The organism is Micromonospora vinacea, assembly GCF_015751785.1.
GTDB classification, from domain to species: Bacteria; Actinomycetota; Actinomycetes; order Mycobacteriales; family Micromonosporaceae; genus Micromonospora; species Micromonospora vinacea.
Genome location: NZ_JADOTY010000001.1, coordinates 4117414 through 4140130 on the forward strand (window position 1 = coordinate 4117414; position 22717 = coordinate 4140130).

Annotated in this window: 20 protein-coding genes and 1 riboswitch; of the genes, 11 read left to right on the forward strand and 9 right to left on the reverse strand. The window is 72.5% G+C overall.

From position 1 onward, the window contains the following. Window positions 1-9: 9 nt before the first annotated feature. Both pseI and IW249_RS19500 read right to left on the reverse strand, forming a co-directional pair. Window positions 10-1062, reverse strand: coding sequence for a pseudaminic acid synthase (gene pseI, locus IW249_RS19495; protein ID WP_196922069.1), 1053 nt, complete (start codon window positions 1060-1062; stop codon window positions 10-12). Between the two features lie 133 nt (window positions 1063-1195). Continuing rightward, window positions 1196-2359: a glycosyltransferase family 2 protein gene (locus IW249_RS19500; protein ID WP_196922070.1), complete on the reverse strand. Its 1164-nt coding sequence runs from the start codon at window positions 2357-2359 to the stop codon at window positions 1196-1198. Between the two features lie 299 nt (window positions 2360-2658). Here IW249_RS19500 and IW249_RS19505 point away from each other — a divergent pair, with 299 nt between their 5' ends. The 5 genes from IW249_RS19505 (at window position 2659) to IW249_RS19525 (ending at window position 7693) form a co-directional block, all read left to right on the forward strand. Then, window positions 2659-3894: an acyltransferase family protein gene (locus tag IW249_RS19505; RefSeq protein ID WP_196922071.1), complete on the forward strand. Its 1236-nt coding sequence runs from the start codon at window positions 2659-2661 to the stop codon at window positions 3892-3894. Window positions 3895-3986: 92 nt separating this feature from the next. Next, complete coding sequence (locus IW249_RS19510; protein WP_196922072.1) at window positions 3987-4403, forward strand: hypothetical protein; 417 nt, start codon at window positions 3987-3989, stop codon at window positions 4401-4403. A 132-nt stretch (window positions 4404-4535) separates the two neighbouring features. Then, complete coding sequence (locus IW249_RS19515) at window positions 4536-5306, forward strand: hypothetical protein (RefSeq protein ID WP_196922073.1); 771 nt, start codon at window positions 4536-4538, stop codon at window positions 5304-5306. A gap of 284 nt (window positions 5307-5590) precedes the next feature. Beyond that, a riboswitch (cyclic di-AMP (ydaO/yuaA leader) is annotated at window positions 5591-5732 on the forward strand. Window positions 5733-5966: 234 nt separating this feature from the next. Then, complete coding sequence (locus IW249_RS19520; RefSeq protein WP_196922074.1) at window positions 5967-6815, forward strand: C39 family peptidase; 849 nt, start codon at window positions 5967-5969, stop codon at window positions 6813-6815. A gap of 131 nt (window positions 6816-6946) precedes the next feature. Further along, the gene (locus IW249_RS19525) at window positions 6947-7693 is read left to right on the forward strand and encodes an alpha/beta hydrolase (RefSeq protein WP_196922075.1); all 747 of its coding nucleotides are present in this window, start codon (window positions 6947-6949) and stop codon (window positions 7691-7693) included. A 4-nt stretch (window positions 7694-7697) separates the two neighbouring features. Here the strand turns inward: IW249_RS19525 and IW249_RS19530 are convergent, their stop codons facing one another. The 4 genes from IW249_RS19530 to IW249_RS19545 form a co-directional block, all read right to left on the reverse strand. Then, entirely contained in the window at window positions 7698-9368 is a 1671-nt protein-coding gene (locus IW249_RS19530; protein WP_196922076.1) for a CDP-glycerol glycerophosphotransferase family protein, read from the reverse strand. A gap of 33 nt (window positions 9369-9401) precedes the next feature. Next, window positions 9402-10919 (reverse strand): bifunctional cytidylyltransferase/SDR family oxidoreductase, encoded by a 1518-nt coding sequence (locus tag IW249_RS19535; RefSeq protein WP_196922077.1) that lies wholly within the window; start codon window positions 10917-10919, stop codon window positions 9402-9404. Between the two features lie 146 nt (window positions 10920-11065). Continuing rightward, a complete protein-coding gene (locus IW249_RS19540; protein ID WP_124778207.1) occupies window positions 11066-11842 on the reverse strand; it encodes an ABC transporter ATP-binding protein in 777 nt (258 codons plus the stop codon). Window positions 11843-11876: 34 nt separating this feature from the next. Next, the gene (locus IW249_RS19545) at window positions 11877-12770 is read right to left on the reverse strand and encodes an ABC transporter permease (protein WP_196922078.1); all 894 of its coding nucleotides are present in this window, start codon (window positions 12768-12770) and stop codon (window positions 11877-11879) included. A gap of 180 nt (window positions 12771-12950) precedes the next feature. Between IW249_RS19545 and IW249_RS19550 the strand changes: the two genes are divergently transcribed. From IW249_RS19550 to IW249_RS19560, 3 genes are all read left to right on the forward strand, one after another. Then, entirely contained in the window at window positions 12951-13589 is a 639-nt protein-coding gene (locus tag IW249_RS19550; protein ID WP_196922079.1) for a TetR/AcrR family transcriptional regulator, read from the forward strand. A gap of 124 nt (window positions 13590-13713) precedes the next feature. Next, the gene (locus IW249_RS19555) at window positions 13714-15825 is read left to right on the forward strand and encodes a DUF6077 domain-containing protein (RefSeq protein ID WP_196922080.1); all 2112 of its coding nucleotides are present in this window, start codon (window positions 13714-13716) and stop codon (window positions 15823-15825) included. 228 nt (window positions 15826-16053) lie between these two features. Then, window positions 16054-17811, forward strand: a complete 1758-nt coding sequence (locus IW249_RS19560; RefSeq protein ID WP_196922081.1) for a CDP-glycerol glycerophosphotransferase family protein — start codon at window positions 16054-16056, stop codon at window positions 17809-17811. 81 nt (window positions 17812-17892) lie between these two features. On the opposite strand, the gene IW249_RS19565 is transcribed toward IW249_RS19560, so the two are convergent. Then, window positions 17893-18231: a DUF952 domain-containing protein gene (locus tag IW249_RS19565; protein WP_196922082.1), complete on the reverse strand. Its 339-nt coding sequence runs from the start codon at window positions 18229-18231 to the stop codon at window positions 17893-17895. Between the two features lie 113 nt (window positions 18232-18344). Here IW249_RS19565 and IW249_RS19570 point away from each other — a divergent pair, with 113 nt between their 5' ends. From IW249_RS19570 to IW249_RS19580, 3 genes are all read left to right on the forward strand, one after another. Further along, window positions 18345-18656 carry a hypothetical protein gene (locus tag IW249_RS19570; RefSeq protein WP_196922083.1) on the forward strand — a complete coding sequence of 104 codons (312 nt, stop codon included), beginning with the start codon at window positions 18345-18347 and terminating at the stop codon, window positions 18654-18656. Window positions 18657-18753: 97 nt separating this feature from the next. Beyond that, window positions 18754-19410: a response regulator transcription factor gene (locus IW249_RS19575; protein WP_091401433.1), complete on the forward strand. Its 657-nt coding sequence runs from the start codon at window positions 18754-18756 to the stop codon at window positions 19408-19410. Window positions 19411-19419: 9 nt separating this feature from the next. Further along, complete coding sequence (locus IW249_RS19580; protein WP_196922084.1) at window positions 19420-20850, forward strand: sensor histidine kinase; 1431 nt, start codon at window positions 19420-19422, stop codon at window positions 20848-20850. Between the two features lie 10 nt (window positions 20851-20860). Here IW249_RS19580 and IW249_RS19585 read toward each other — a convergent pair whose 3' ends face one another. Both IW249_RS19585 and IW249_RS19590 read right to left on the reverse strand, forming a co-directional pair. Beyond that, a complete protein-coding gene (locus tag IW249_RS19585; RefSeq protein WP_372433043.1) occupies window positions 20861-21760 on the reverse strand; it encodes a TAXI family TRAP transporter solute-binding subunit in 900 nt (299 codons plus the stop codon). A 105-nt stretch (window positions 21761-21865) separates the two neighbouring features. Then, complete coding sequence (locus IW249_RS19590) at window positions 21866-22618, reverse strand: hypothetical protein (RefSeq protein WP_231392578.1); 753 nt, start codon at window positions 22616-22618, stop codon at window positions 21866-21868. Window positions 22619-22717: the final 99 nt, after the last annotated feature.

The window sequence follows — 22717 nt, forward strand, 5'->3', positions numbered from 1 at the left end:
GGGTGCCCGTCAGATCAGGTCCCAGCTCAGCGGGGTACCGCGGGGGACGTCGCTGGTGAAGGTGCGGCCCAACACCCGGTCGATCTCCACGGGGGCCAGCCCGCCGGCCGGCCGGATCGAGCGGACGTTGTTCGCGGTCACCGGGTCGCCGGCCCGCACGTCCTCGACCACGAAGAGCGACCGGCGGAACCGCAGCCCCTCCCGCTCGGCGGGGGTCGGGCCGATCGCGGTGCCCCCCAGCGCCGCGTACGCCCGGCCGGACTCGGCGACCAGGGCCGTCAGCTCCGCCGGGTTCAGGGAGAAGTCCGAGTCCACGCCACCGTCGGCCCGGTCCAGCGTCACGTGCTTCTCGATGAAGCAGGCGCCGAGCGCCACCGAGGCGACCGCGACGCCGATGCCGGGCGTGTGGTCGGAGAGCCCCACCGGCACGTCGAACGCACCGGCCAGCACCGGCAACCGGCGCAGGTTGCTGTCGGCCGGCGGCGCCGGGTAGGACGCGGTGCAGGCCAGCAGGACGATGCCCGCCGCGCCACCGGCCCGGGCGGTGCGCACGGCGGCGTCGATCTCGGCGACCGTCGCCATCCCCGTGGAGATCACCATCGGCTTGCCGGTGCTGGCCACCAGCCGGATCAGCGGCAGGTCGACAAGCTCAGACGAGGCGATCTTGTACGCGGGCGCGTCCAGTGACTCCAGCAGCTCCACGGCAGTGGCGTCGAACGGCGACGAGAAGACGGTCAGGCCGCGCTCGCGGGCCCGCGCGAAGATCGGGGCGTGCCACTCGTACGGGGTGTGCGCGCGCTCGTAGAGGCGGTACAGGTTCTCTCCGCCCCACAGCTCGTGCCCGCTGGAGATCCGGAACGCCGGGGTGTCGACGTCGATGGTGATCGTGTCCGGCCGGTACGTCTGGAGCTTGAGCGCGTGCGCGCCACTCTCGGCCACCGCGTCGACGATGGCCAGCGCCCGGTTCAGATCGCCGTTGTGGTTGCCGGACATCTCGGCGACCACGAAGGGTCGCTCCCCGGCACCGACCGCGTGCGGTCCGATCTTGATTGTCGCCGTCATTCCGACCTCTGCTCAGGTACGCCCGCACCGGGGTGCGGTGGTGCTGTCGTCGTCCACCCGGCGGGCGGACGACCTGGAAAACCGGGGCGCCGGGAGCCGCCCCGGCTCCCGGCGTGCTCTGTGGTGGGGTCGATCACGGCAGCCGGCCACCGGCCAGCGCGTCGCGTCGCTCCGGGGCGAGCCCGGCGTCGCGCGTCGGCGCGGTGCCTGCCGCTCGGGCCGGGTCCTCGTCGGCGGCGGCCGAACCGCTGTCGGCGCCGACCGCCGGGCCAGGCCGACGCAGGCGACCAGCGACCCGGTGGGCCTGGCGCAGCGCCGAGTACGCCAACCAGTCACCCCGCCCGACGAGGCGGTGCTTGAGCCCGGTCACGCCCGGGGGCAGCGGGTACCCGCCGGTGGGCAGGTACCGACGGTAGTGCGCGGCTGCCCGGTGGAAGAAGTCGCGCCGCAGGTGTGGGTGCAGCCGGCCATCGTTGCCCACCACCACCAGGTAGTGGCTGATCATCAGCTCGAACAGTTCGGCCTGCAACCGCTCGTCCGGGTGCTTCCGGGCGACCCAGTCCATCAGCCGCTCGTACTGGGCGAAGGCGTCGAAGTGCCGGCCGCTGCGGGTGGAGGTGATCGCGCCCTGCCGGCCCTGGCGGTACAGGTAACAGACCCGGTCCAGCACGGAGACCTTCTCGGCGCCGATCAGCAGCGGGTGGCTGAACGGGATGTCCTCGTACCAGCCGGGGAAGAACCGCAGCTCCAGCTCGTCCATGAAGTCCCGGCGGACCACCTTGTTCCAGGCGGTGTGCTGGACCCGTAGCAGCTGCGGCTGGTCGGCCAGCCGGGTCACGCCGGGAATTCCGCGCAGCAGCGGGCTGCTCGCGTCGACCTCCCGTCGGCCGTCCTCGTGCACCCGCAGGTGGTCGAGCATCAGCACGTCGGGCTGGTGCTGGCGCAACCGGTCCAGCACCGCCGCGATCGTGCCCGGCGGCAACCAGTCGTCGCTGTCGACGAACCAGACGTACCGGCCGGTGGCCACGTCGAGCCCGGCGTTGCGGGCCAACCCCAGACCCACGTTGCTGCTCAGGTGCACGACGCGGACGCCGTCGCGGCCGACCGCGTAGGAGCGGAGCATGTCGCCGCAGCCGTCCGGGGAGGCGTCGTCGACGGCGATCAGCTCGACCGCTTCCGACTCGCCCGCCGGGATGTCGGCCCGGATCGACTCGAGGCACTGGTACAGGTACGCCTCGACGCCGTACACGGGCACGACGATGCTCAACAGCGGTGCGTGCGTCGGCTCATTGACCACGTCCGCCACCTTCGACGACCCGGGTGGCCGGCCCCGGAACCTGACGTTGCCGCCGATGGTGGAATCTCTGAACTCCCGCCCAGCGGAAGGTGAACGCCCTCCGGTGGGCGATCCCCGGTCCGGGGAACGCGGGCCTGGTGGGGCGGGTGGGACGCGTCCGGTTCACCCGGGAGTGACCCGGTAGGGTGCCTCGGTGCGGCCCTGCCGGGCCGTCGCGGGCGTCGCCGTCGCGCCGTCCGACGCCGCGCCGAGGAGGCTACGACAGTGCTGGTGACCCTGCCGAGCGCCGGGATCCCGGCATGACGAGCGTCGCCGCGACGTCGGACGTCCGGCCCGCACCCGCGCTGCCCCGGCTGCCCTCGCTGACCGGGCTGCGCTGGATCGCCGCCCTGCTGGTCTTCGGCTTCCACGCCGGCACGATGCGGATCATCGCCGAGCCGGACTACAAGGCCGTGATCGACGCGCTGTTCACCCTCGGCCTCTCCGGGGTGCAGTTCTTCTTCATCCTCAGCGGTTTCGTGCTGGTCTGGTCGGCCCGCGAGGGCGACTCCCGGCGTACCTTCTGGCGGCGCCGGATCGCCAAGATCTACCCCAACCACCTGGTGCTGTGGGCGGCGACGCTGGTGGTCGCCTGGTGGTTCGCCGACCCGGTCCTACCGGCGGCCGCACTGGAGAATCTGCTGCTGTTGCAGGCGTGGGATCCCCGGCCGGGCTGGTTCTACAGCATCAACACCGTCAGCTGGTCGCTCTCCTGCGAGTTCTTCTTCTACCTCTGTCTGCCGCTGGCGCTGCCGTTGCTGCGCCGGGCCCGACCGAAGCTGCTCTGGGCGTTGATCGTCGCGCTGCCGCTGCTGATCCTCGCGCTCTGGCCGGCGCAGGAGTTGGTGCCGGAGGTGAGTCGGTGGTGGTTCACCCAGATCTTCCCGCCGGTGCGGTCGCTGGAGTTCTGGTTGGGCGCAGTGGCGGCCGAGTTGATGCGCCGGGGGCTGTGGCGCGGTCCCGGTCTGACCGTGGCCAGCGGAATCTTCCTGGTCACCTGGGTGACGGCCGCGCAGTGGATCCGTGCCGAGCTGTGGACCACGCTGCTCGCTGTCGCGTACCTGTTGGTGATCACCGCCGCCGCGGACGCGGACGTGCGGGGTCGGCGCTCGCCGTGGCGGTCCCGGCCGCTGGTCTGGCTCGGTGAGGTCTCGTTCGCCTTCTACCTGGTGCACGTGCTGGTGATGACGAGCGTGCTGCGTTGGAGCGGAACCTGGGGGATCGGCTTCGAGGGTTGGCGTGGCCCGGCCGTGGTGCTCGGCTTCCTGGTGGCGAACCTGATCCTCGCCGGCCTGCTGCACCGCTTCGTCGAGACCCCGATGATGCGCCGGCTCGCGCCGCGCCGCGCGGCCCGTCCGGCGCCCGTCCCCCGACAGCGCACCGCTGGCGACGACGACGCCCGAGACCCCGCGAGCAGCGCCCGCGGCGAGGCCGGCGGGGCTGCCGACGAGGTCGGTCAGGCCGGCGGTCGATCACCGTACGTCGACCTGCGCTGACAGCGTCCACCCTGGTCAGCGGGGTCGGCGCGGCGTGATCCGACACGCCCGTGGCCAGTGCGCCCGGGTCGGCACGACGGTAGCCTGGTGCCGTGCTTCCGGTCGCGTTCACCTGTCCGCTGTGGTGGGTGGCGCGCTGGGCGACGCGGGTGCTGACCAGCCTCGCCGTCGTCGCGGCCCTGGCGCTCGGCGCAGGCCCGGCCACGGCCGCCGGATCAACGCCCAGCCCGGTGCCGACGTCGAATGCGGTGCTGGCCTCCGTCGCCGCCGGGCCGTTGGCGGCCTCCTGCCGGCAGGTCGGGGCGCACGGTGCGGCGCGCCAGGCGATACCGCCGGAGGCCGCCGAGGAGTCGGTCCCGACATCGTCGGTCGACACGCCGGTGGCGCTCCCCGGCGACCAGGGCACCATCGCGGCCGGCGTGCTGCCGGTCCGCGCGGCCGGGTCCGACCGGCTGCCCCTCGTCGACGCTGCGAGCGGTCGGGCTTCCCGGGCCCCACCCGGGCGCTGAGCCACCGGGACGACCGTCCCGTCACCGCGCCCCGTCGACCCACCGTTCCCTGACCCGCCGACCCGTGGCCCATACTGGCCCGCTGGTCGGTGCGGCTCCCCATCGCACTGCTCTCTCCCCGAGGTGCCGACCATGGAGACCGTCGTCTTCTACCAGTTCGTGACCGAGGTGCCGCAGGCCGCCGCCATCTGGTCGACGCTGTTCCTGCTGACCCTGGGCCTCCTCACCGTCCTGGCCGCCCGCCCCGAACGGGAGCGGCCCGCTGACGATCCGCCCCCGGCCGGGCCGACCGTCCGGGAGATGGCCGCCGCCGAGGCCGTCGACGTGCGCCGGTACGCCGAGGAGGTGGCCGTCGCCGCGGCTGGCGCGGCCACCACCGCCCGGCGCCGACGCGCGGCCTGGCAGACCGCTCAGGAGCAATTGGAGCGGGCCTGGACCGGGTACGACGAGGCGGACACCGCAGCGCGTCGCTTCGCCGGGGCCGGGGTGTTGCCCACCCCGCAGACCCCGCACACCCCCGCCGAGTACGCCGCCCGGGAACGCTTTCTGCACCGCGCGGCGATGGCGGCGTACTGGCGGGGCGACCTGACCATGGCCCAGCTCAGCGACGTTTTCGGGCACCGCCGTGGCTGGGATCCCCGGCGACACCCTGTCGAGCAGGAGGTGTTGATCAGCCGGGTGGTCCGGGACGCGCGGCTGGCCGACTACCAGGTGGCTGCCGGCCGTGAGCGGGCCGCCTGGCGCGACGCGGAGTTGGCCGCCGAGTCGGCCCGTACCCTCGCCGAGGAGGCGTACGCGGCGGCGGCCCGGCTGCGTCCGACCCCGGTGCCCGCTCGCCGGTCGGTGGCCGATGCGATGCGACCCGCCGTCGTGGCACGGTGGCGCCCGGCCCGGGTGAGTTGAGCCCGATCCGTGATGTGAGGCCGGTCACCCAATAGCGGAATCGGACGGTCGGCGCGATCGGCGGCATTGTTCCCGCGATTATGGTCGCCTTCTTCGCGGCCTGTCCGGTTGTCGACCGCAGGCGTCACCGTAACCGGTTGTCCCATCGAGTCACATCATCGGCAATACGCGCAGAAATTGTCGCGCCAATTGAGGTTTACGCAGGTGAACCTGGCTTGGCAGGGCGTGAAGCGGCCAGTAGTGTCGTCCCGTCCGGTGCGGTAACCGATCGCAAGACGCGACGCCGCACCGACCCGCTTAATCGTGATCAACGAACCGGGGACCCACCAGTAAGTCCGGGGTGAATCCGCGAGCCACGGCCCGCGGTAGGGCGATCTTCCCGCCCGAATCCGTCAGCTAACCCGGTAGGCGGTGTCGGAAGGAGTCCCATCCTCGTGCAGCACCTTTCCACCCCTCGGTTGTTCCCTCGCCTCCACGGCGCGGCGGTGCACCCGCTCACTCGTCCAGTGACGGTGAGCTGACCCCCCCGGGTCATCGCCTTTCCCGCCCGGCCGCGCCGGGCGTTCCCCTGAGCGGTTCACCATCCGCGGACCACGGTCCGCGCGCTGGCGCCTGCCCGGATACCGGTCCGGCCCCGGTGTGCCGCTCTCCCCCCGATCCGTGGAGGACCCCGTGAAGCACACAGTGAAGCGTCAGCTCCGTCGCCTCGTCACCGAGCGCCCGTACCAGATCGTCGCCGCCTCCGCCGCGGCCCTCGCCATCGCCACCACCACCGGCGCCCTGCTCACCACGGCCGACGACGCCCCGGCCGGCCAGCGCACCGCGACCACTGTCGCCGAGATGCGCAGCGACGTCGCCGCCTCCCGTGGCGAGGCCCGGGACGCGTCCCCCTCGGCCGGCACCGCGCCGACCACTGCCGCCCCGGCCACCAGCACCGCGTCACCCGCCGCAAAGGCCAGCAGCAACCCGGACCTGACCCGGAAGCCGGAGCGGCCGAAGCCGCCCGCGACCAAGGTGCTGGACTACGACTACGAGGCGCAGAACACCTACTACAACTGCGGCCCGGCGGCCACCCGCAACGCGCTCAGCGCCGCCGGCATCGACCGCACCCAGGAGGAGCTCGGCGCCGAGCTGGGCACCACCGAGATGGGCACCAACTCGGCCGAGGACACCACCCGGGTGCTGAACGCCGAGGTGAAGGGCTCCCCGTACCGGACCCGGATGTTCCCCGGCTCGCCCAGCCCGGCACAGATGGACCGGCTCCAGGCCGACGTGGTGAAGGCCATCACCGACGGCCGTGGCGTGGTGGCCAACGTCGTCGGGGACGCCACCGACACCGACGGTGGCTGGCACTCCTACGGCGGCGGGCACTACATCGCCGTCGTGGGCTACAAGGACAACGGTCGCACCGTGCGGATCGCCGACTCGGCGAACCCGGCCGACCCGTCGTACTGGATCACCACGATCGACCTGGCCAACTGGATCACCAGCCGGGGCTACTCCGCCTGACCCGGGCACGCTGACCGCCGCGGGCGCCGTCTCCCACAAGGAGCCGGCGCCCGCGGTCTTTGTCCGCGCGGGCCCGGGTAACGCCATCGACGGCTCTCGTACCGGGCCGTGAACCGTGGGAGACTGCGGCCGTGGTGGAGAAATCGGGTGGTCACGCCGGCCGTAGGCCGGTCCTGCTGCTGCTGCACGGCATGGGGGCGACCGGGGACGTGTGGTTGCCCTGGGCGCCGTACCTCGAGCAGCACTGGCCCGGGCGGTGGCTTGCACCGGACCTCGCCGGACACGGCTGGGCGCCGCCGCTGCCGTCGTACTCCTTCGCGGGCTTCGCCCAACAGATCGCGCAGGCCCTCGCCCCCGACGACCGGCTGGTCGTGCTCGGGCACTCGCTGGGTGGCGTGGTCGGCCTGGCGCTGGCCGCCCGCGACGCCGGAACGCCGGTGGACGCGGTGGTCGGGCTGGGCATCAAGGCGCTCTGGTCACCCGCCGAGCTGACCCGCGCCGCCGAGGTCGCCGCCCGACCGGTGAGCTGGTTCGCCAGCCGCACCGAGGCGGCTCGCCGCTACCTGCGCGTCGCCGGGCTGGCCGGCCTGGTCTCACCGGACCACCCGGTGGTGGACGCCGGGCTGCGCCAGGTCGACGGCCGGTGGCGCCTCGCCATGGACCCGACCGCCTTCGCCGTCGGCGAGCCCGACCTGGCCGCGCTGCTGGCGGCGACCGACGTACCGGTGGTGCTGGCGCGCGGGGAGAAGGACCCGATGGTCACCGACGAACAACTCAAGGAGTACGGCGTACCGGTCGCCACGCTGCCCGGCCTCGGGCACAACGCGCACGTGGAGGACCCGGCGGCGGTGCTGGCGCTGCTCGACCCCTACCGCTGAGCGGCTACGCCGGTGCGGAGGCGGTCAGTGTCTCGGCGGGCGTCAGCTCCCGGCGGGCGGCGGTCAGGAACGCCTCGGCGTACGACTCGGCCGGGAAGTCACCCAGGTAGCGGCGGCGGGTGGCCCAGCGGGCCTCGGCCAGCGGGTCGGTGTCCAGCAGCGCGGTCAGCACCTCGTCCACGTTGGACATGTCCCGGCGCAGCACGTAACCCGATCCGGCCAGCGGGAACCGCTCCACGAACCGGTCGCCCTCGTCGCCCATGTCGGTGACCGCGTACGGCTTGCCGGAGTAGAGGAAGTCGGAGATCACGCCGGACACGTCGGAGACCAGCGCGTCGGCGGAGTTGACGCACTCGGTCAGGCTCAGCTCCCGGGCTGCCGCGCCGACCACGTGCTGGCGGCCGGTGCGGGCCCGGTCGGCGACGAGCAGTTCGGTCAGGCGGCCCAACTGGCGGGCCGATGCCGGGTTCTGCGCGGTGTACGGGTGGGCCCGCAGGATCACCGTCGCGCCGCGCTCCACCAGTCGGCGCAGCAGGCCCTCGGCCACCGGCAGCGAGCAGTAGTCGGCGTCGGCGTGGTGCCCCGTCCAGGTCGGGGTGTACAGCACCGTCGGGTGCGCCAACCCGCGCGTGGGCTCGGAGCCCACCTCGATCGACTCGACCTGTGGGCGACCCACCACCACGAACTTCTCCGCAGGGATCTGCACCCCGGCGCGGGCGTACCTGTCGATCGCCGCCTGCCCGGCCACGAAGATCCGGTCGAAGATCCCCGACACCGGGTTGGCGCTCGGCGCCTTGTCGCTGTCGCCGTGGTGCAGCTGGATGTGGGTGAGCTGGGTGAAGCGGACGCAGTGGCTGTTCTTCGCCCCGTGGTTGACGTAGAACGCCGCCCGCAGGCTCGGCACCAACGCCTGATCCATCGCCCCCAGGGTGGGGCAGTAGACCACCGGGGCGTCGGTGGCCGCCGCGATCGGGGCCAGGAACTCCGGCTCGCGCAGCATGACCAGAAACGGCCGGCCGATCCGTTCCAGGTACGGCAGCCACATGGTGACCTGGTATTCCGACCCGGGAGGCGCGGAGAAGTAGAGCAGGAACTCCGGCTGGTGCCGGCGCAGCGCGGCGGCCACCGACCCGCCACCGGCCCGCGGTCGGAACCGCCGCCGGGCCAGGTCCAGTGCGACAGCGCCGGCTCCCGCGCCGACCAGCAGGCTGGCGGCCAGCGCCACACCGGCCGGCAGGGCCAGCGCGGCGGCGAGCGCCAGGGCGGCGAGCAGCCCGAGCAGGGCCGTGGCGAGCCGGCCGGCGATCAGCGCCGTCCAGTTGCGTACCGGCAGGTTGGCCGAACGGATCTCCAGGCTGCCGGCGGTGCGCAGCGGCCCCACCAGCAGCACCAGCCCCAGCAGGACCAGCCCGGTGGCGACCAGCGCGGGGTCGAGCCCGTCGTCCAGCCGCCGGGAGTAACCGACCAGGATCGCGGCGGCGATCAACGTGGTCTCCGCCACCAGGTCGGCGCTGGGCCGGATTCGCTGCTCAGCGGCGGAGGCGGCCAGCGCGGCGACGGCCAACGCCAGCCCCCAGCCGGTGGCGCCGGTGAGCGCCAGCACGACGAAGGCCAGCACTGCCAACCCGGTGGTCAGGCACCGGGCGGCCAGCTTTCGGACCAGGTCGCCGCGCATGTCGCTCCGTTCGTGGTTCCGCAGCCGTCGGCGTCAGTTGGCGGACGTCGCGCCGGCCGGCGTCTCGACCCGACCCGACCCGGCCTGGGCCGGCACGCTCGGCGTGGGCCCGTCGCCGGGCGCCCGGCGTACGTCGATCACCTGACCGGTCAGGTCGGAGATCAGCACGTCCAGCGACGACTGGGCGACGGCCTCCGCGGCGAGCAGGGTGTGCTCCGGCTCCTCGCCGAAGGCCTTCGTCCGCATCGGGGTGGCGGTGCGCTCCGGGTTGATGCAGTTGACACGTACGCCCACGTCGGCCCACTCGTCGGCGAGCGCCTGGGTGAGGTTGACCAGGGCGGCCTTGGTGGCCGAGTAGAGCGCGTAGCGGGCCCGGCCCCGGGTGTAGGAGCTGGAGGTGTAGAGCAGCAGTTGGCCCTTGGTCTGCTGGAGGTACGGGAGGGCCTGGCGGGCGATGGTCACCGGGCCGACGAAGTTGACCTGGAGCAGCCGGTCCATGGTCTCCTCGTCCATCTCGGCGAGGGCGCCCTTCTCCAGGATGCCGGCGGTGACCACCACGTGGTCGATCCGGCCGGTGGCCTCGAAGGCGGTCGTCAGGGCGGCCTCGACGTCCTCGGCCCGCTCCACGTGGGTGCCGGTGCTGGACCGGCTGAACGGGAAGACCTGGGCGCCGTAGCGGCGGGCCAGCTCGGTCAACTCGTGGCCGATGCCGTAGCTGCCGCCGAACACCACGATGGTGCGGCCGGTCAGCTCCTCGCTGTAGCTGCGGTGGTCGGTCAGCCGGGGCGCCTGCGCCGCGGCGAGCTGGAAGAGCTTGTCCGCCAGGTGCACGTCGACCGGGTGGGTGACCTTGATGTTCTCGTCCGAACCGTCGATCACCTTGATCGGGGTGCCGGGAAGGTAACGCAGCACCACGCCGCAGTCGTCGGTGGCGGCGAAGTCCGGGTCGTCCTCGGCGATCCGGTACGCCGCCCGGATCGTGGGGGAGCGGAACGCCTGCGGGGTCTGGCCCCGGCGCAGCCGGGAGCGCACCGGGATGTCGGTGATGCAGTCGTTGTCGTCGACCTGGATGATCGTGTCCGCGGAGGGGATGGCCACGTCCACGGCGGCGTAGCTCCAGAGCGCGTTGACGCACTCGCGCACGATCCGGCCGCTGAGCAGCGGGCGCACCGCGTCGTGGAAGAGGATGTTGCAGTCTTCCGGGCCGACGGCGTCCAGCGCGATCCGGGTGGTGGCGTTGCGGGTGTCACCGCCCTCGATCACCTTGGTGACCTTGCGCAGGCCGGCCTTCTCGACGATCTGCCGGGCGTCCTCGACGTGGCCGGTGGCCATCAGCACGATGATCTCGTCGATCTCCGGTGCCGCCTCGAAGACCGCCAGGGTGTGCTCGATGATCGGCTTACCGGCGATCTTCAGCAGCTGCTTCGGGATGCCGAGGCCCAGCCGGGTCCCGGTGCCTCCGGCCAGGACCACCGCCACTGTCCGCGAGGGCCGCCACGGCGTCTGGGTCTCCGCTTCGGCGTCCGGGCCAGTGGTCTGGTCCTGCGTCATTGCCGGATCCTCACTCTCAGGGATGCGTTAACGGAAGGTTCCGCCCGAGCGGCGACGGAATGAACCTTAACGCGCGGACCGCGTCGCCCCAACGCGGGCGACGCGGTCCTCAGGTGCCGTGTCGATGCCGGACGTTCGCCGGAACTCTACTTGCTGTTCGCGTACGCCTCGTACGCCCGGATGACCTCGTCGGTGGGGCCATCCATCCGGATGACGCCCGATTCCAGCCAGATCGTCCGTTCGCAGGTGTCCCGGACGGAGGAGAGCTGGTGGCTGACCAGGAACACCGTTCCCGCGCCCTCCCGCAGCTCCCGCACCCGCTGTTCGCTGCGCTTGCGGAAGCCCTTGTCGCCGGTGGCGAGCGCCTCGTCGATGAGCAGCACGTCGTGCTTCTTGGCGGCGGCGATGGAGAACCGCAGCCGGGCCGCCATGCCGGACGAGTACGTCCGCATCGGCAGGCTGGCGAAGTCACCCCGCTCGTTGATCCCGGAGAAGTCGATGATCCCCGCGGCCTGCTTGGCCACGTCGTCGGGGTGCATGCCCATGGCCAGGCAGCCGAGGACGACGTTGCGCTCCCCGGAGAGGTCGTTGAGCAGGGCGGCGTTGACGCCCAGCAGCGACGGCTGCCCCTGGGTGTGGATGGCGCCCCGGTTGACCGGCAGCAGGCCGGCGATGGCCCGCAGGATGGTGGACTTGCCGGAGCCGTTGCTGCCGATCAGCCCGATCGCCTCGCCCCGGTACGCGGTGAAGGAGACGCCCTTGACCGCGTGCACCTCCCGGACGTTCGGCGCGTGGGTGCGCTTGACCAGCCGGCGCAGCGCGGCGACCGGCGTGGTGCCACCGGAGGCGCCCTGGTGCACCCGGTAGATGATGTGCGCGTCGTCCACGACGACTGTCGGGATGCGTTCCTGAGTCCGGGTCATCGTCGCGCTCGCCTCGATGGGGGCGTCGAAGTGCTCAACCACGGCCGTACTCCTGTTCGCCGCGCCAGAAGTAGATGAAACCGCCGATGCCGGCCACCAGCGCCCACCCGGCGCCGACCAGCCAGAGCTGGGTCAGCGACTCGTTGAGCAGCGGTGCCTCCTCGAGCAGCGTGTACCGGGCCAGCTCGATGTAGACCAGCAGCGGGTTGTACTGGACCAGTGTCGTCGCCCAACTGGGCAGCCGTTCGAAGAGGCTGACGCTGTAGAGGACGCCGGAGCCGTACATCCAGGTGCGCATGATGAACGGCATGACCTGCTTCAGGTCGCTCGACTTGGAGCCCAGCCGGGCCACCAGCAGCACCACGCCGGCGTTGAACACCGCCTGCAGCAGCAGTGCCGGCACCAGCAGCAGCCACTCCCAGGTGAGCGGTTCGCCGGTGGCCAGCACGATGCCGATCAGGACCACCATCGACGCCAGCAGTTGCTGGAACTGCGTCATCGTCGTCGACAGCGGCAGGCTGGCCCGGGGGAAGTGCAGTGCCCGGATCAGCCCCAGGTTGCTGCTGATCGACTGGGTGCCGGCCAGGACCGCGCTCTGGGTGAAGTTGAAGATGAACAACCCGGTGGTCAGGTAGGCGATGAAGTTCGGGATGCTGTTCTGTGCGAGCACCACCCCGAAGATCAGGTAGTAGACCGCCGCGTTGGTCAGCGGGGTGAGCACCTGCCAGAGCTGACCCAGCTTGGCGTTGCTGTACGAGGCGACGAGCTTGGCGTTGGCGTACGCGGCGATGAAGTGCCGGTAGGCCCATAGTCGGCGGCTGTACTCGACGAGGCTGGGGCGCTCACCGGCGACCCGTAGCCCGTGCCGAGCGGCCAGCTGCGCCTGGGTCAGGCCCGTGTCGGGGTCGACCAGCGCGGTGGTGGCCATGGAAATGGCGCTCCGATCTTTCGTGCAGACGGGGGTTGCTCGCGACGATCGAATCCTAGTGGGAAATATGCGCGGGGCGCCGCCTCGTCGCTGCGAGGACAGTAGTCCGAAACACGTCGGGACGCAACCGTATCGTCGTTGCGCTACGCTGTCCGGCGTGACCTGCGATAAGAGCCCTCGATGACCACCGAAAAGAGGCGGGCGCCGGCTGGCGCGGCGGTGTTGCGCGACGAGATCACCACGGCGATCCGCCGCGCGCTGATGCAGGAGCTCGCCGCGGTCGGCTACGGCCGGCTCTCCATCGAGGCGGTGGCCCGGCGGGCCGGCGTCAGCAAGACGGCGATCTACCGACGCTGGAGCTCGAAGCTCGACCTGGTGCTGGAGATCGTCGCCGCCGCGGCACACGGCAAGCTCCCCGCCCTGGACACCGGCACGCTGCGCGGTGATCTCGCGTTGCTGTTCCAGGCGGTCGCGCACGCGCTCCGGCACCCACTGGCGTCGCAGATCATTCCGGACCTGCTGGCCGAGGCCGCCCGCAACCCCAGCATCGACGCCACCCTGCGTCAGGTGCTGCACGCCCGCCAGCAGGAGATCGGCGGTCGCCTGGTCACCCGTGCCGTGCAGCGTGGCGAGCTGCCCGCCGACACCGAGCTGGACGCCGCCGTCGACCTCATCGTGGGGCCGCTCTACTGGCGGCTCGCCATCGCTCGCCTCCCGCTCACCGACGGTTACCTCGACAACCTGGTCGACGCCGTGGCGGCCGGGCTCGGCGCCGACAGCGCCCTGCCCCGCCCCCGGGCCGCACCGATGTCGGGTTGACCAGCCCCCGACACTCGGTCGCCGGCAGCAGCGGCCTCCCTGCCCGATTCCGCTACGCTGCCCCCTTGACACCCGGCCGTCACCGTGCCGATGCCCCTCATCCGCCTGACGAGTAAGGACGCCCGTGGCCAACGTCGACAGCATCGCCGTAGCGCCCGCCGAACCGGATCCGACGCCGCGGCCCGAGCAGGCGTCCCGGCCCGCCGACGCCCGCACCGGGCTGTCCCGGGTACGCGCGCTGGTGGCCGTCGCCCCGGCGGTGCTCACCGATGGCGCGGTGATCGCGTTCGCGCTCTTCACAGTGCTCTACCACCTGGCCTTCCTGGGTGACCTGCGTCCGTCGGTCACCTTCCGGATCTGGCTGCTGGCCTGTGTGGTGCTCGCGGTCGCGGCCGTGCTGCGTGCCCGCCGCCGCGCCCGGGCCGACACCGCCCCGGCCGACAGCGCCCCGGTGGCACAGGAGAAGCCGGTCAGCGCGCGGCCCGCCGCCGACCGTCGCCTGCTGATCGGTGTGCTGGTCGCCGCCGCCGTGGCCGCCGTCTCCGCCGGTCTGGCCAACACCAGCGTCAACGTCTCCTGGTGGATCCCGGCCGTGTCCGGCCTGCTCGCGGCCGTCGGCGGGCTGCTGCTGGTGCGCCAGGCATGGCTGAGCGGCCCGACGCCCACCTCGGCCGTCCCGGCGCCCACCCCGGCGCAGTCGGCGTACGCGCTGGTCGTCTCGGTCCTGGTCGGCATCTCGTCGTTCTTCCTGGCCCGCAACACCCCGGACGACGTCTACTACGTCGGCAAGTCGGTGTGGATCGCCGAGCGTGACCTGATCCCGCTCAACGACTTCCTGTTCTCCGAGAACGTGCTGCCGCCGATGGGCTCGCAGCCGCCCATCCCGTCGATCGAGGTCTTCGACGGCGCGTTCGCCAACGTCTTCGGCATCCACGCCAGCTCGGCCCTCTGGTACGTGCTGCTGCCGATCATGACGGTGCTCGCGGCGCTGGCGCTGTGGCGGCTGACGCACCGGTGGGCCCCGCGCCGTCCGGTGCTCGCCTTCACAGTGGCTGTCGCGTACCTCTACCTCGTCGCGGGCGGGGACGCCGCACTGGGCACCTTCCACATTCCCCGGATGCACGAGGGCAAGGGCATGTTCGTCTCGGCGGTCATCCCGCTGATGTGGCTCTACCTGACCGAGTGGTTCGACAACCGCTCGCGGCGCAGCCTGCTGCTCATCGTGGCGCTCTCCATCACCGCGATCGGGCTCACCAACACCGCGGCGATCATCCTGCCGATGCTGGTCGGCGCCGCAGGCTTCGCCATGCTGCTGGTCGGCCGGTGGAAGGCGGCCGTCGTCGCGGCGGTCGCCGCCCTCGCGTACCCGATCGGCTCGCTGGTGGTCTCCCGCCTGGTGCTCGGCGGTATGAGCGCGACCGGCGCGGACGACGTCTTCTTCGACGCGGCGTCCACCTACCGGCGGACCCTGCTGTTCGGCGTGGTCGGGGTGATCAGCGGTCTGGCGCTGTGGTGCGGCGCGTTGATCGCCCGTCGACGTACGCCCGCGCTGCTCGCCGCCGGTGCCGCCCTCGCGTTGAGCGTGTTGTTCGTGCCCGGTGTCCTGGAGCTGCTGAGCGCGTTGAGCGGCATCTCGGTGGTGCTCTGGCGCGTGCCGTGGCTGCTCGCCCTGCCGACGCTGATCGGTCTGCTCTGCACAGTGAATGTGCCGGCACCGACCCGGGCGCTGCGCCGGGCGGCGTCCGGGGGAATCGCGGTGCTGCTGGTCGCCTCGTTCGCGCTGTTCGCCACCCCGATGTGGTCGCCGAAGAGCTGGGTCGACGTGCACGACCGCCCCACCTGGAAGCTTCCGCAGCAGCGTCAGGCGATCGCGTTCTGGATCAAGGACCTGGACCGCCCGCAGGGCCTGCTGCTCGCCCCGAAGACGATCATGCGCACCACACCGATCGTCACCAGCAGGGTCCGGGTCGTCCTGCCCCGCGACTTCTACCTCGTCGAGTACGACCTCAGCTCCCAGTTCGCCAAGGACCGACTGCTGCTCGCCGGCTTCGCGGACGGCACCGCCAGCCCGACGCCGGCCGAGTTGAAGCCGGCACTGGACCGCCTCGACGTGGGCACCATCTGCGTCTACAACGGCAACCGGTACGCCCGCGACACCGCGCCGCAGCTGGGCTACCAGGAGTTCGCCAAGCGCAAGGCTCCCGGCGCGATGACCTGCTTCCGGCGGGTCGGCTGAGCGCTTCACCCGCACCGAGCGCCCGGCCCCGTGGTGGGGTCGGGCGCGCCCCGGGGCGGAACTTTGCCCGAAATGGTGCCGGATACCCGAGCGACACCGAGCTGTCCCCTCGCGTTAAGGTCGCAGTCACACGCAGCCGGCCGCTACTGAGCCGCTGTGCGACGGGGGAGTGACGTCGGTCCATCACGGGCACCGCCCGCAACGAAATCTCGTAGGGAGCGAACTCGTTTGTTCGGCACGTTGACAGGACGCCTCGGAGTGGCCGCCCAGAGTGCGCTACTGGTTCTGGCCTACCTGGTCATGCTCGTCGGTGGCGTATTCGGTTGGATCGGCCTGTTCGCCGTCGCCGGGTTGGCCGCCATCTTCGGTGAGTTCGCCGTCGCCCGCTGGTCACCGCCGTCGCAGCTGCTGTTGGAGAAGGTGGGCCTGCACTGGTCGTACCGGCAGCTGACCCGGGACCTCGCCGCCGTGTTGCTGGTCGTCGCCGAGGTGCGGCTCAGCGGTGGCGAGCTGACCCTGCTGCTGGTGCTGCCCGCCGCGGTGTGGGTCGTGTCGGTCTTCGCCGGTGCGCTCTCCACCATGATCGAGCGGCGTAACCCGCTCTCCGCCATGGTGCGCAACATCGAGCTGGGTCCACTGTCCAGCGCCCCCCAACCGCCCGCCTGGGCGGCGGCGGTCGCCGGTGACCGGATGCCGCTGCTCAACCTGCTGCTGGTGCCGGCCGGCGTGGCCGCCGCTGTGCAGCACGATCCGACGCCGTTCTTCGCGGCCGGAGCGGTGGCGGTCGTGGCGACCGGTCTGGTGGGCGCCATCATCGCGCTGACCTGGCTCCGGGGCCGGGGCGCCGGGCAGGGCCCGCTGCTGCCGGCGGTCCAGCGCTGGCTGGACAACTACCGGCCGGAGGTGGCGCTCTACTTCGCCGGCCCGGCCAAGGACGTCTACCAGGCGAACATGTGGCTCGCCCCGACCGAGGCGCTCCAGCAGCGCGCGGTGGTGCTGATGCGCAGCCGGGAAGCGTTCCTGGAGCTGGCCGACACCCGGCTGCCGGTGATCTGCGTACCGGCCGGGGTCGACTTCATGAACCTCGACCTCGGCGGCATCCGCGCGGCGCTCTACTCCGCCAACGTCGGCGCGAACATCCACATGCTCCGCGAGCCGGGTACTAAGCACGTCTTCGTCGGGCACGGCGACAGCGACAAGCAGGCCAGCGTCAACCCCTACAGCAAGGTGTACGACGAGGTCTGGGTCGCCGGCCTGGCCGGCCGGGAGCGCTACGCGCGGGCCGGCGTGGGTGTGCTCGACTCGGACATCGTCGAGATCGGCCGGCCGCAACTCGCCGGTGTGCACACGTTCGGCGCCGAGTCGGTGGACCGGCCGTTCACAGTGCTCTACGCGCCCACCTGGGAGGGTTGGCTCGACGACGACCCGTACCACACCTCGCTGGTGCTGATGGGTGAGCGGATCGTCAAGGGGCTGCTCGCCACGAATCCCCGGGTCCGTCTGATCTACAAGCCGCACCCGCTCACCGGGTCACGGTCCAAAATGGCGAAGGCCGTGCACGAGCGGATCGTCACGGCGATCCGCGCCGCCGGCGGCAACCCGGACGCGTCCTCGCTGGACGGCACCGCGCACCTGGTGGTCACCGGCCGCACGCCGGCGCTGTTCGACTGCTTCAACCAGACCGACCTGCTGATCAGCGACGTGTCCAGTGTGGTGTCCGACTTCGTGCAGAGTCAGCGGCCGTACGTGGTGGCCAACCCGGCCGGCCTGTCGGAGGACGACTTCCGCCGCGAGTACCCGACGGCGCGGGCCGCGTACCTGCTCTCCAAGGACTGCGGCGAGCTGGAGAAGATCGTGTCGGTCACCCGGGCCGGCGACGACCCGATGACCGAGGCCCGCCGGGAGCTGAAGACCTACCTGCTCGGCCCCGCCGAGGCGAACCCGATGGACCGGTTCCAGGAGGAGATCGACCGGCTCTGCCACTGAGCCCCGTCCGCACGGCATCGCGCCCGGCCCGACACCGTCGGGCCGGGCGCGCGCGTGTCAGCCCAGCAGTGCGCCGACGGGTCAGCCCAGCAGGGCGGCCACCGCGTCGGCCACCGGAAGGTCCGCGGGCAACGCCCGCGCCGCCGCCACCGCCGCGACCGGCAGCGGGCCGTACAGGTGCGGGAAGAGTTGACCGCCGCGCGACGGCTCCCACCGCAGCGCGTCACCCAACCGCTCCTCCTCGACGCTGAGCACTGTCAACCCGGTCGCCCCGGTGAAGTACCGCCGCGCCGTCTCCACCACCTGGTCGCCGCCGGAGAGGTGGATGAAGCCGTCCTGCCGGTCCACGGCGGAGCCGGCGAAGGCGCCGGCGGCGAGCGCATCGTCCCATTCCGCGTTCGACAGCAGTTTGTAGATCACCACAGCAGCGTACGGGGCCGCCGTGGGCGCGCCCGCCCGGTTTTCGCCGGTACCGCAGCGCCCGTCGCCTCCCGCCGGGCATGCTCAGGTCAAGGGCCGCGGAGGGATGGGCGATGCAGAGCTACGACGACGACTGGACCGACAGCCAGCGTGCGCTGTACGACGAGTGCTACCGGGCCGGTGGCGAGTGGGCCGACGACCCGGACACGTCGTCCGACGACGTGCAGCACGTGATAAACCTGGCCGAGGCGGACGACGACGCCTTCGAGGACGCCGAGATCGACTATCCGGCCCTGGTCGACGCTGTCACCCAGGCCAGCGGGGTCAACGTCACCAGCGTGCCGGCCAGCCACGAGGACCCGGGCTTCCGCGGGTTCACCGACGGCGTCCGGGACGCCGTCGCCGACGACACCTTCGGCCTGTAGCGGCCGGTAGCCCGTCCGGCGCGGGCGGGCGGCCTCCCGGTCCGCGCGCACTTCTGCCACCATTCGCAGGACAGCGCTGCGACGGACGGGGGCACGGGTGCGGATCCTGCTGGTGGAGGACGACCGCCGGGTGGCCGCTGCGCTGTCCTCCGCCCTCACCCGCCGGGGGTACGAGGTCGAGCACGCGGCCACCGTCGCCGCCGCGCTCTCCGCCGCCCCCTGTGACCTGGTGCTGCTCGACCTGACCCTGCCCGACGGGGACGGCACCGACCTGTGCCGGGAGCTGCGTCGCCGCAGCAGTCAGCTCGGCATCATCGCGGTGACGGCCCGAGGTGAGGAACGTGACCGGGTGCTGGGTCTGCGCCTGGGCGCGGACGACTACGTGGTCAAGCCGTTCTCGATGGTGGAGTTGCAGGCCCGGATCGAGGCGGTGCTGCGCCGTGCCGCGAACGCCGCGCCCGAGCGGCACCTCATCGAGGCCGGGCCGGTCCGCATCGACGTGGCCGCGCGGACGGTGACCGTCGACGGCCGTGCCGTCACGTTGACCCGCAAGGAGTTCGACGTGCTGCTCTCGCTGGCCCGCCAGCCCGGGGTGGCGGTGCCGCGCGACCGGATCCTGCTCGACGCCTGGGGCACCACCTGGGCCGACCGGCACACCGTCGAGGTGCACGTCGGGTCGCTGCGCGGCAAGCTCGGCGACGCCCGCCTGGTGGAGACCGTGCGCGGCGTCGGCTACCGGCTGCGCGACGCGTGAGGAGCTGACGTGCGCCGCCGCCTGGTGATCAGCTATCTGCTGCTGATGGTCCTCGTCCTCATCGCGTTGGAGACGCCACTGGCCGCCACCATGGCCAGCCGCGAGACCGAACGGGTCCGCGCCGACCGGCTCGCCGACGCCACCCGGTTCGCCTCGCTGGCCGGGCCGGCGTTGCGCGACGGTGGCCCCGGCCCGATCGAGTCGGAGCTGACCAGCTACGACGACCTGTACGCGATCGGCGCCGCGATCGTCGACCGGGACCGCAACATCACTGTCTCGTCCCCGAGGTGGCAGCCCAGCCCGGGGACCGCGACGGTGCTGGACGTCGCGCTGTCCGGGCAGCAGACCAGCGCCCCCGAGTCGGTCTGGCCCTGGACGACCGACCCGGTGGTGGTGTCGGTGCCGATCAACGACGGAGGTGAGGTGCTCGGCGCGGTGGTGATCGTGACCCCGGCCGGCCCGATCCGCCGAGCCGTCGTCGCGTGGTGGCTGCTGCTCGCCCTGGCCGGCCTGCTCGCCGTGCTGGCCTGCGTGCTCACCGCGTTCGGGCTGGCCGGTTGGGTGCTGCGCCCGGTCACCGAACTGGACGCGGTCACCCACGAGATCGCCGAGGGCGACCGGGGCGCCCGGGTGCAGCACCGGCTGGGACCGCCGGAGCTGCGCCGCCTCGCGGCCAGCTTCAACCACATGGCCGACGTGGTCTCCGACGTGATGGACCGGCAGCGCGCCTTCGTCGCGCACGCCAGCCACCAACTGCGCAACCCGCTCACCGCGCTGCGTCTGCGGGTGGAGGAGTTGGGGCCCAGCCTCACCGACCCGGACGGTCGGTCCGAGCACCGGCTGGCCCTGGAGGAGACCGACCGGCTGGCGCTGGTGCTCGACGCGCTGCTCACCCTCGCCCGGGCCGAACGGGAGCAGAACGAGCGCGTCACAGTGGACGCCGCCGCGGTGGCCGCCTCCCGGGTGGCCGCGTGGGCGCCGCTGGCCCGGCACCGGTCGGTCGCGTTGCGGCTGGCCACGAGCGACGCCCCGGCGTACGCCCAGACCGTGCCGACCGCCGTCGACCAGGCGCTGGACGCGCTCATCGACAACGCGGTGAAGTTCAGCGGGGCGGGCGGGGCGGTGACGGTGACGGTGGCCCGCCGCGACGGCGGGGTGGCGCTGGAGGTACGCGACTCCGGCCCCGGCATGACCGAGAGTCAGCTCGGCCAGGCGACCGAGCGGTTCTGGCGGGCCCCGGACGCGCAGAACGTGGACGGCGCGGGGCTCGGCCTGACCATCGCCGCAGTGCTCGTGGACGCGTCGGACGGGCGGCTCACCATGCGCCCGGGGGAGTCGCGGGGGCTGGTCGCCGCCCTGTGGTTCCCGACGCCGGCCGTCGCGGTGGAGTCGGCGGACGAGGAACCGGCCGCCGACCTGCACACCTCTCCGGCGCGGTGAGGCCCGGCCGTCACGGTTTGGTGGCGCGGTACCAGGCGGCCGCGCCCGGGTGCAGCGACAGCGGCGCGGTGACGATCGCCGAGCGAGGGCTCATCCGTCCCGCCGCCGGATGGGCGGCGGCCAGCTCGGCCCGGCGTTCCATCAGCAGCCGGGTCACCTCACGGACCAACGGCTCCGGCAGGTTGGCCCGGACGATCAGGTAGTTCGGGTCGGCCACTGTGGTCACCGCGTCCACCCCGTAGACCGAGCGGGGGATGTCCCGGGAGACGTAGACCTGGCCGTAGCGCGAGCGCAGCGGCTCGGTCAACTCGCTGAGGTCCACGATCCGGATGGCGCTGGCCCTGGCCAGCTCCTCGATGCCCCGGACCGGCAACCCGCCGGAGAAGAAGAACGCGTCGATCCGGCCGGAGCGCAGGGCCGTCACCGAGTCGTCCAGACCGAGCCGTTCGCGGCGCACCTCGTCGCCACCGAGGCGGGCCACCTCCAGCAGCCGGGTCACGGTGATCTCGGTGCCCGAGCCGGGGGCGCCGACGGAGACTCGCCGGCCGCGCAGGTCGGCGACAGTGCGGACCGGACCGCCGCTCGTGGTGACCAGGTGCAGTTGGTCGTCGTACACCCGGGCGACGGCGTTGACAGTGGGGCTTCCCGTCGTGCCGGTGGGCAGCACGTCGGCCTGGGTGAAGCCCAGCTCGGCCCCGCCGGAGCCGACGAGCTGGACGTTCTCCGCCGAGGCGGCGGTGATCACCACGCTGGCCCGTACGTCGGGGAGTTCCCGGTTGAGGATGGCCGCCAGGGACTGCCCGAACGCGTAGTAGACCGCTGTGGGGCTGCCGGTGGCGATCCGGATCGACGTCGGCTCGGTCGGGGCGTCCCGGCAACTGGCGACGGCCAGGTTCGCGATCAGCAGCACCGTCGACAGGGCGGCCAGGCCGGCGCGGCTGGACGAGGTACGACTCACGCGGTGCACTGTGCGCTGTCGGGCGGGTGCGCGCAAGCCCGGGCCACCGCAACTCGATCAGCAGGCCGTGCGACGTGCCGGCGCCACGACCGCACCCCGCGCCGACGCCGAGATCCCCCCGCGCGTCGTCGCCGTCGCGGGCACGGCCATCGGGCCGCGCGCCGCCTCCAACGCCGCGCTGCGCAGGATCCGCTGCCGGTCCGGGCCGTCGGCCACGCTGACCAGGAAGCAGCCGGTGCCGGGGCGGAGCCGGGCCGGCACGTCGAGCACTGCCGCACCCCGGATCAGCACCGCTGCCAACTCCCTGTCGGTGAGCCGGACACCGAGGATGTGCCGGCGGACGTGCCGCCCGGCGGCCAGCAGCGCCGAGCGCCAGGCCGCCTCCGCCAGACGGGTCACCAACCGCCGGCGGGCCGGCGAGGCGCCGGGCAGCGGCCCGCCGAGCAGCTCACGCCGCCCCTGCCGCCAGCCCGCGTCCAACATCCGGGCGTACGCGCCCTGGTGCTCTCGGGGCACCCACAGCCGGTGCAGCTCGTAGCGGCGGCGCAGGCCGCCGACGGCCACCTCGTGGCTGACCGGGATGTCCAGTCGGGCGAGCAGTTGCCGCATCCGCTGCGCGGCGTCCTCCCGGTTGAACTCCACGGCGGGGGTGTGCTCGGCACGGGCCGCGCTCGGCCGGGCGGCGGTCGGTGGCGGCGTGCAACGCTGCAGGCAGGCAGCCTCGAACGCGTCGCCCAGTGTCAGCCAGCCCAGCGGGGCCGGAGGCGTCGGGGTGTGGGGCCGGTCGAGCAGGGCGGGTTCGCGGGTCAACGGAGGCTCCCTTGTCGGAGTCTGGGTTGCCTTACCGTGGCCCCTGTCACGCCGTTACGGAACTCCTCCGGCCCAGCCTTGAGCAAATCTTGCGGCTGC

What these genes read in the sequence shown, in the direction of transcription:
- pseI (WP_196922069.1), bottom strand. Translation starts at nt 1,062, where the DNA reads ATGACGGCGACAATCAAGATCGGACCGCACGCGGTCGGTGCCGGGGAG.
- IW249_RS19505 (WP_196922071.1), top strand. Translation starts at nt 2,659, where the DNA reads ATGACGAGCGTCGCCGCGACGTCGGACGTCCGGCCCGCACCCGCGCTG.
- IW249_RS19515 (WP_196922073.1), top strand. Translation starts at nt 4,536, where the DNA reads ATGGAGACCGTCGTCTTCTACCAGTTCGTGACCGAGGTGCCGCAGGCC.
- IW249_RS19530 (WP_196922076.1), bottom strand. Translation starts at nt 9,368, where the DNA reads ATGCGCGGCGACCTGGTCCGAAAGCTGGCCGCCCGGTGCCTGACCACC.
- IW249_RS19535 (WP_196922077.1), bottom strand. Translation starts at nt 10,919, where the DNA reads ATGACGCAGGACCAGACCACTGGCCCGGACGCCGAAGCGGAGACCCAG.
- IW249_RS19540 (WP_124778207.1), bottom strand. Translation starts at nt 11,842, where the DNA reads ATGACCCGGACTCAGGAACGCATCCCGACAGTCGTCGTGGACGACGCG.
- IW249_RS19545 (WP_196922078.1), bottom strand. Translation starts at nt 12,770, where the DNA reads ATGGCCACCACCGCGCTGGTCGACCCCGACACGGGCCTGACCCAGGCG.
- IW249_RS19550 (WP_196922079.1), top strand. Translation starts at nt 12,951, where the DNA reads ATGACCACCGAAAAGAGGCGGGCGCCGGCTGGCGCGGCGGTGTTGCGC.
- IW249_RS19570 (WP_196922083.1), top strand. Translation starts at nt 18,345, where the DNA reads ATGCAGAGCTACGACGACGACTGGACCGACAGCCAGCGTGCGCTGTAC.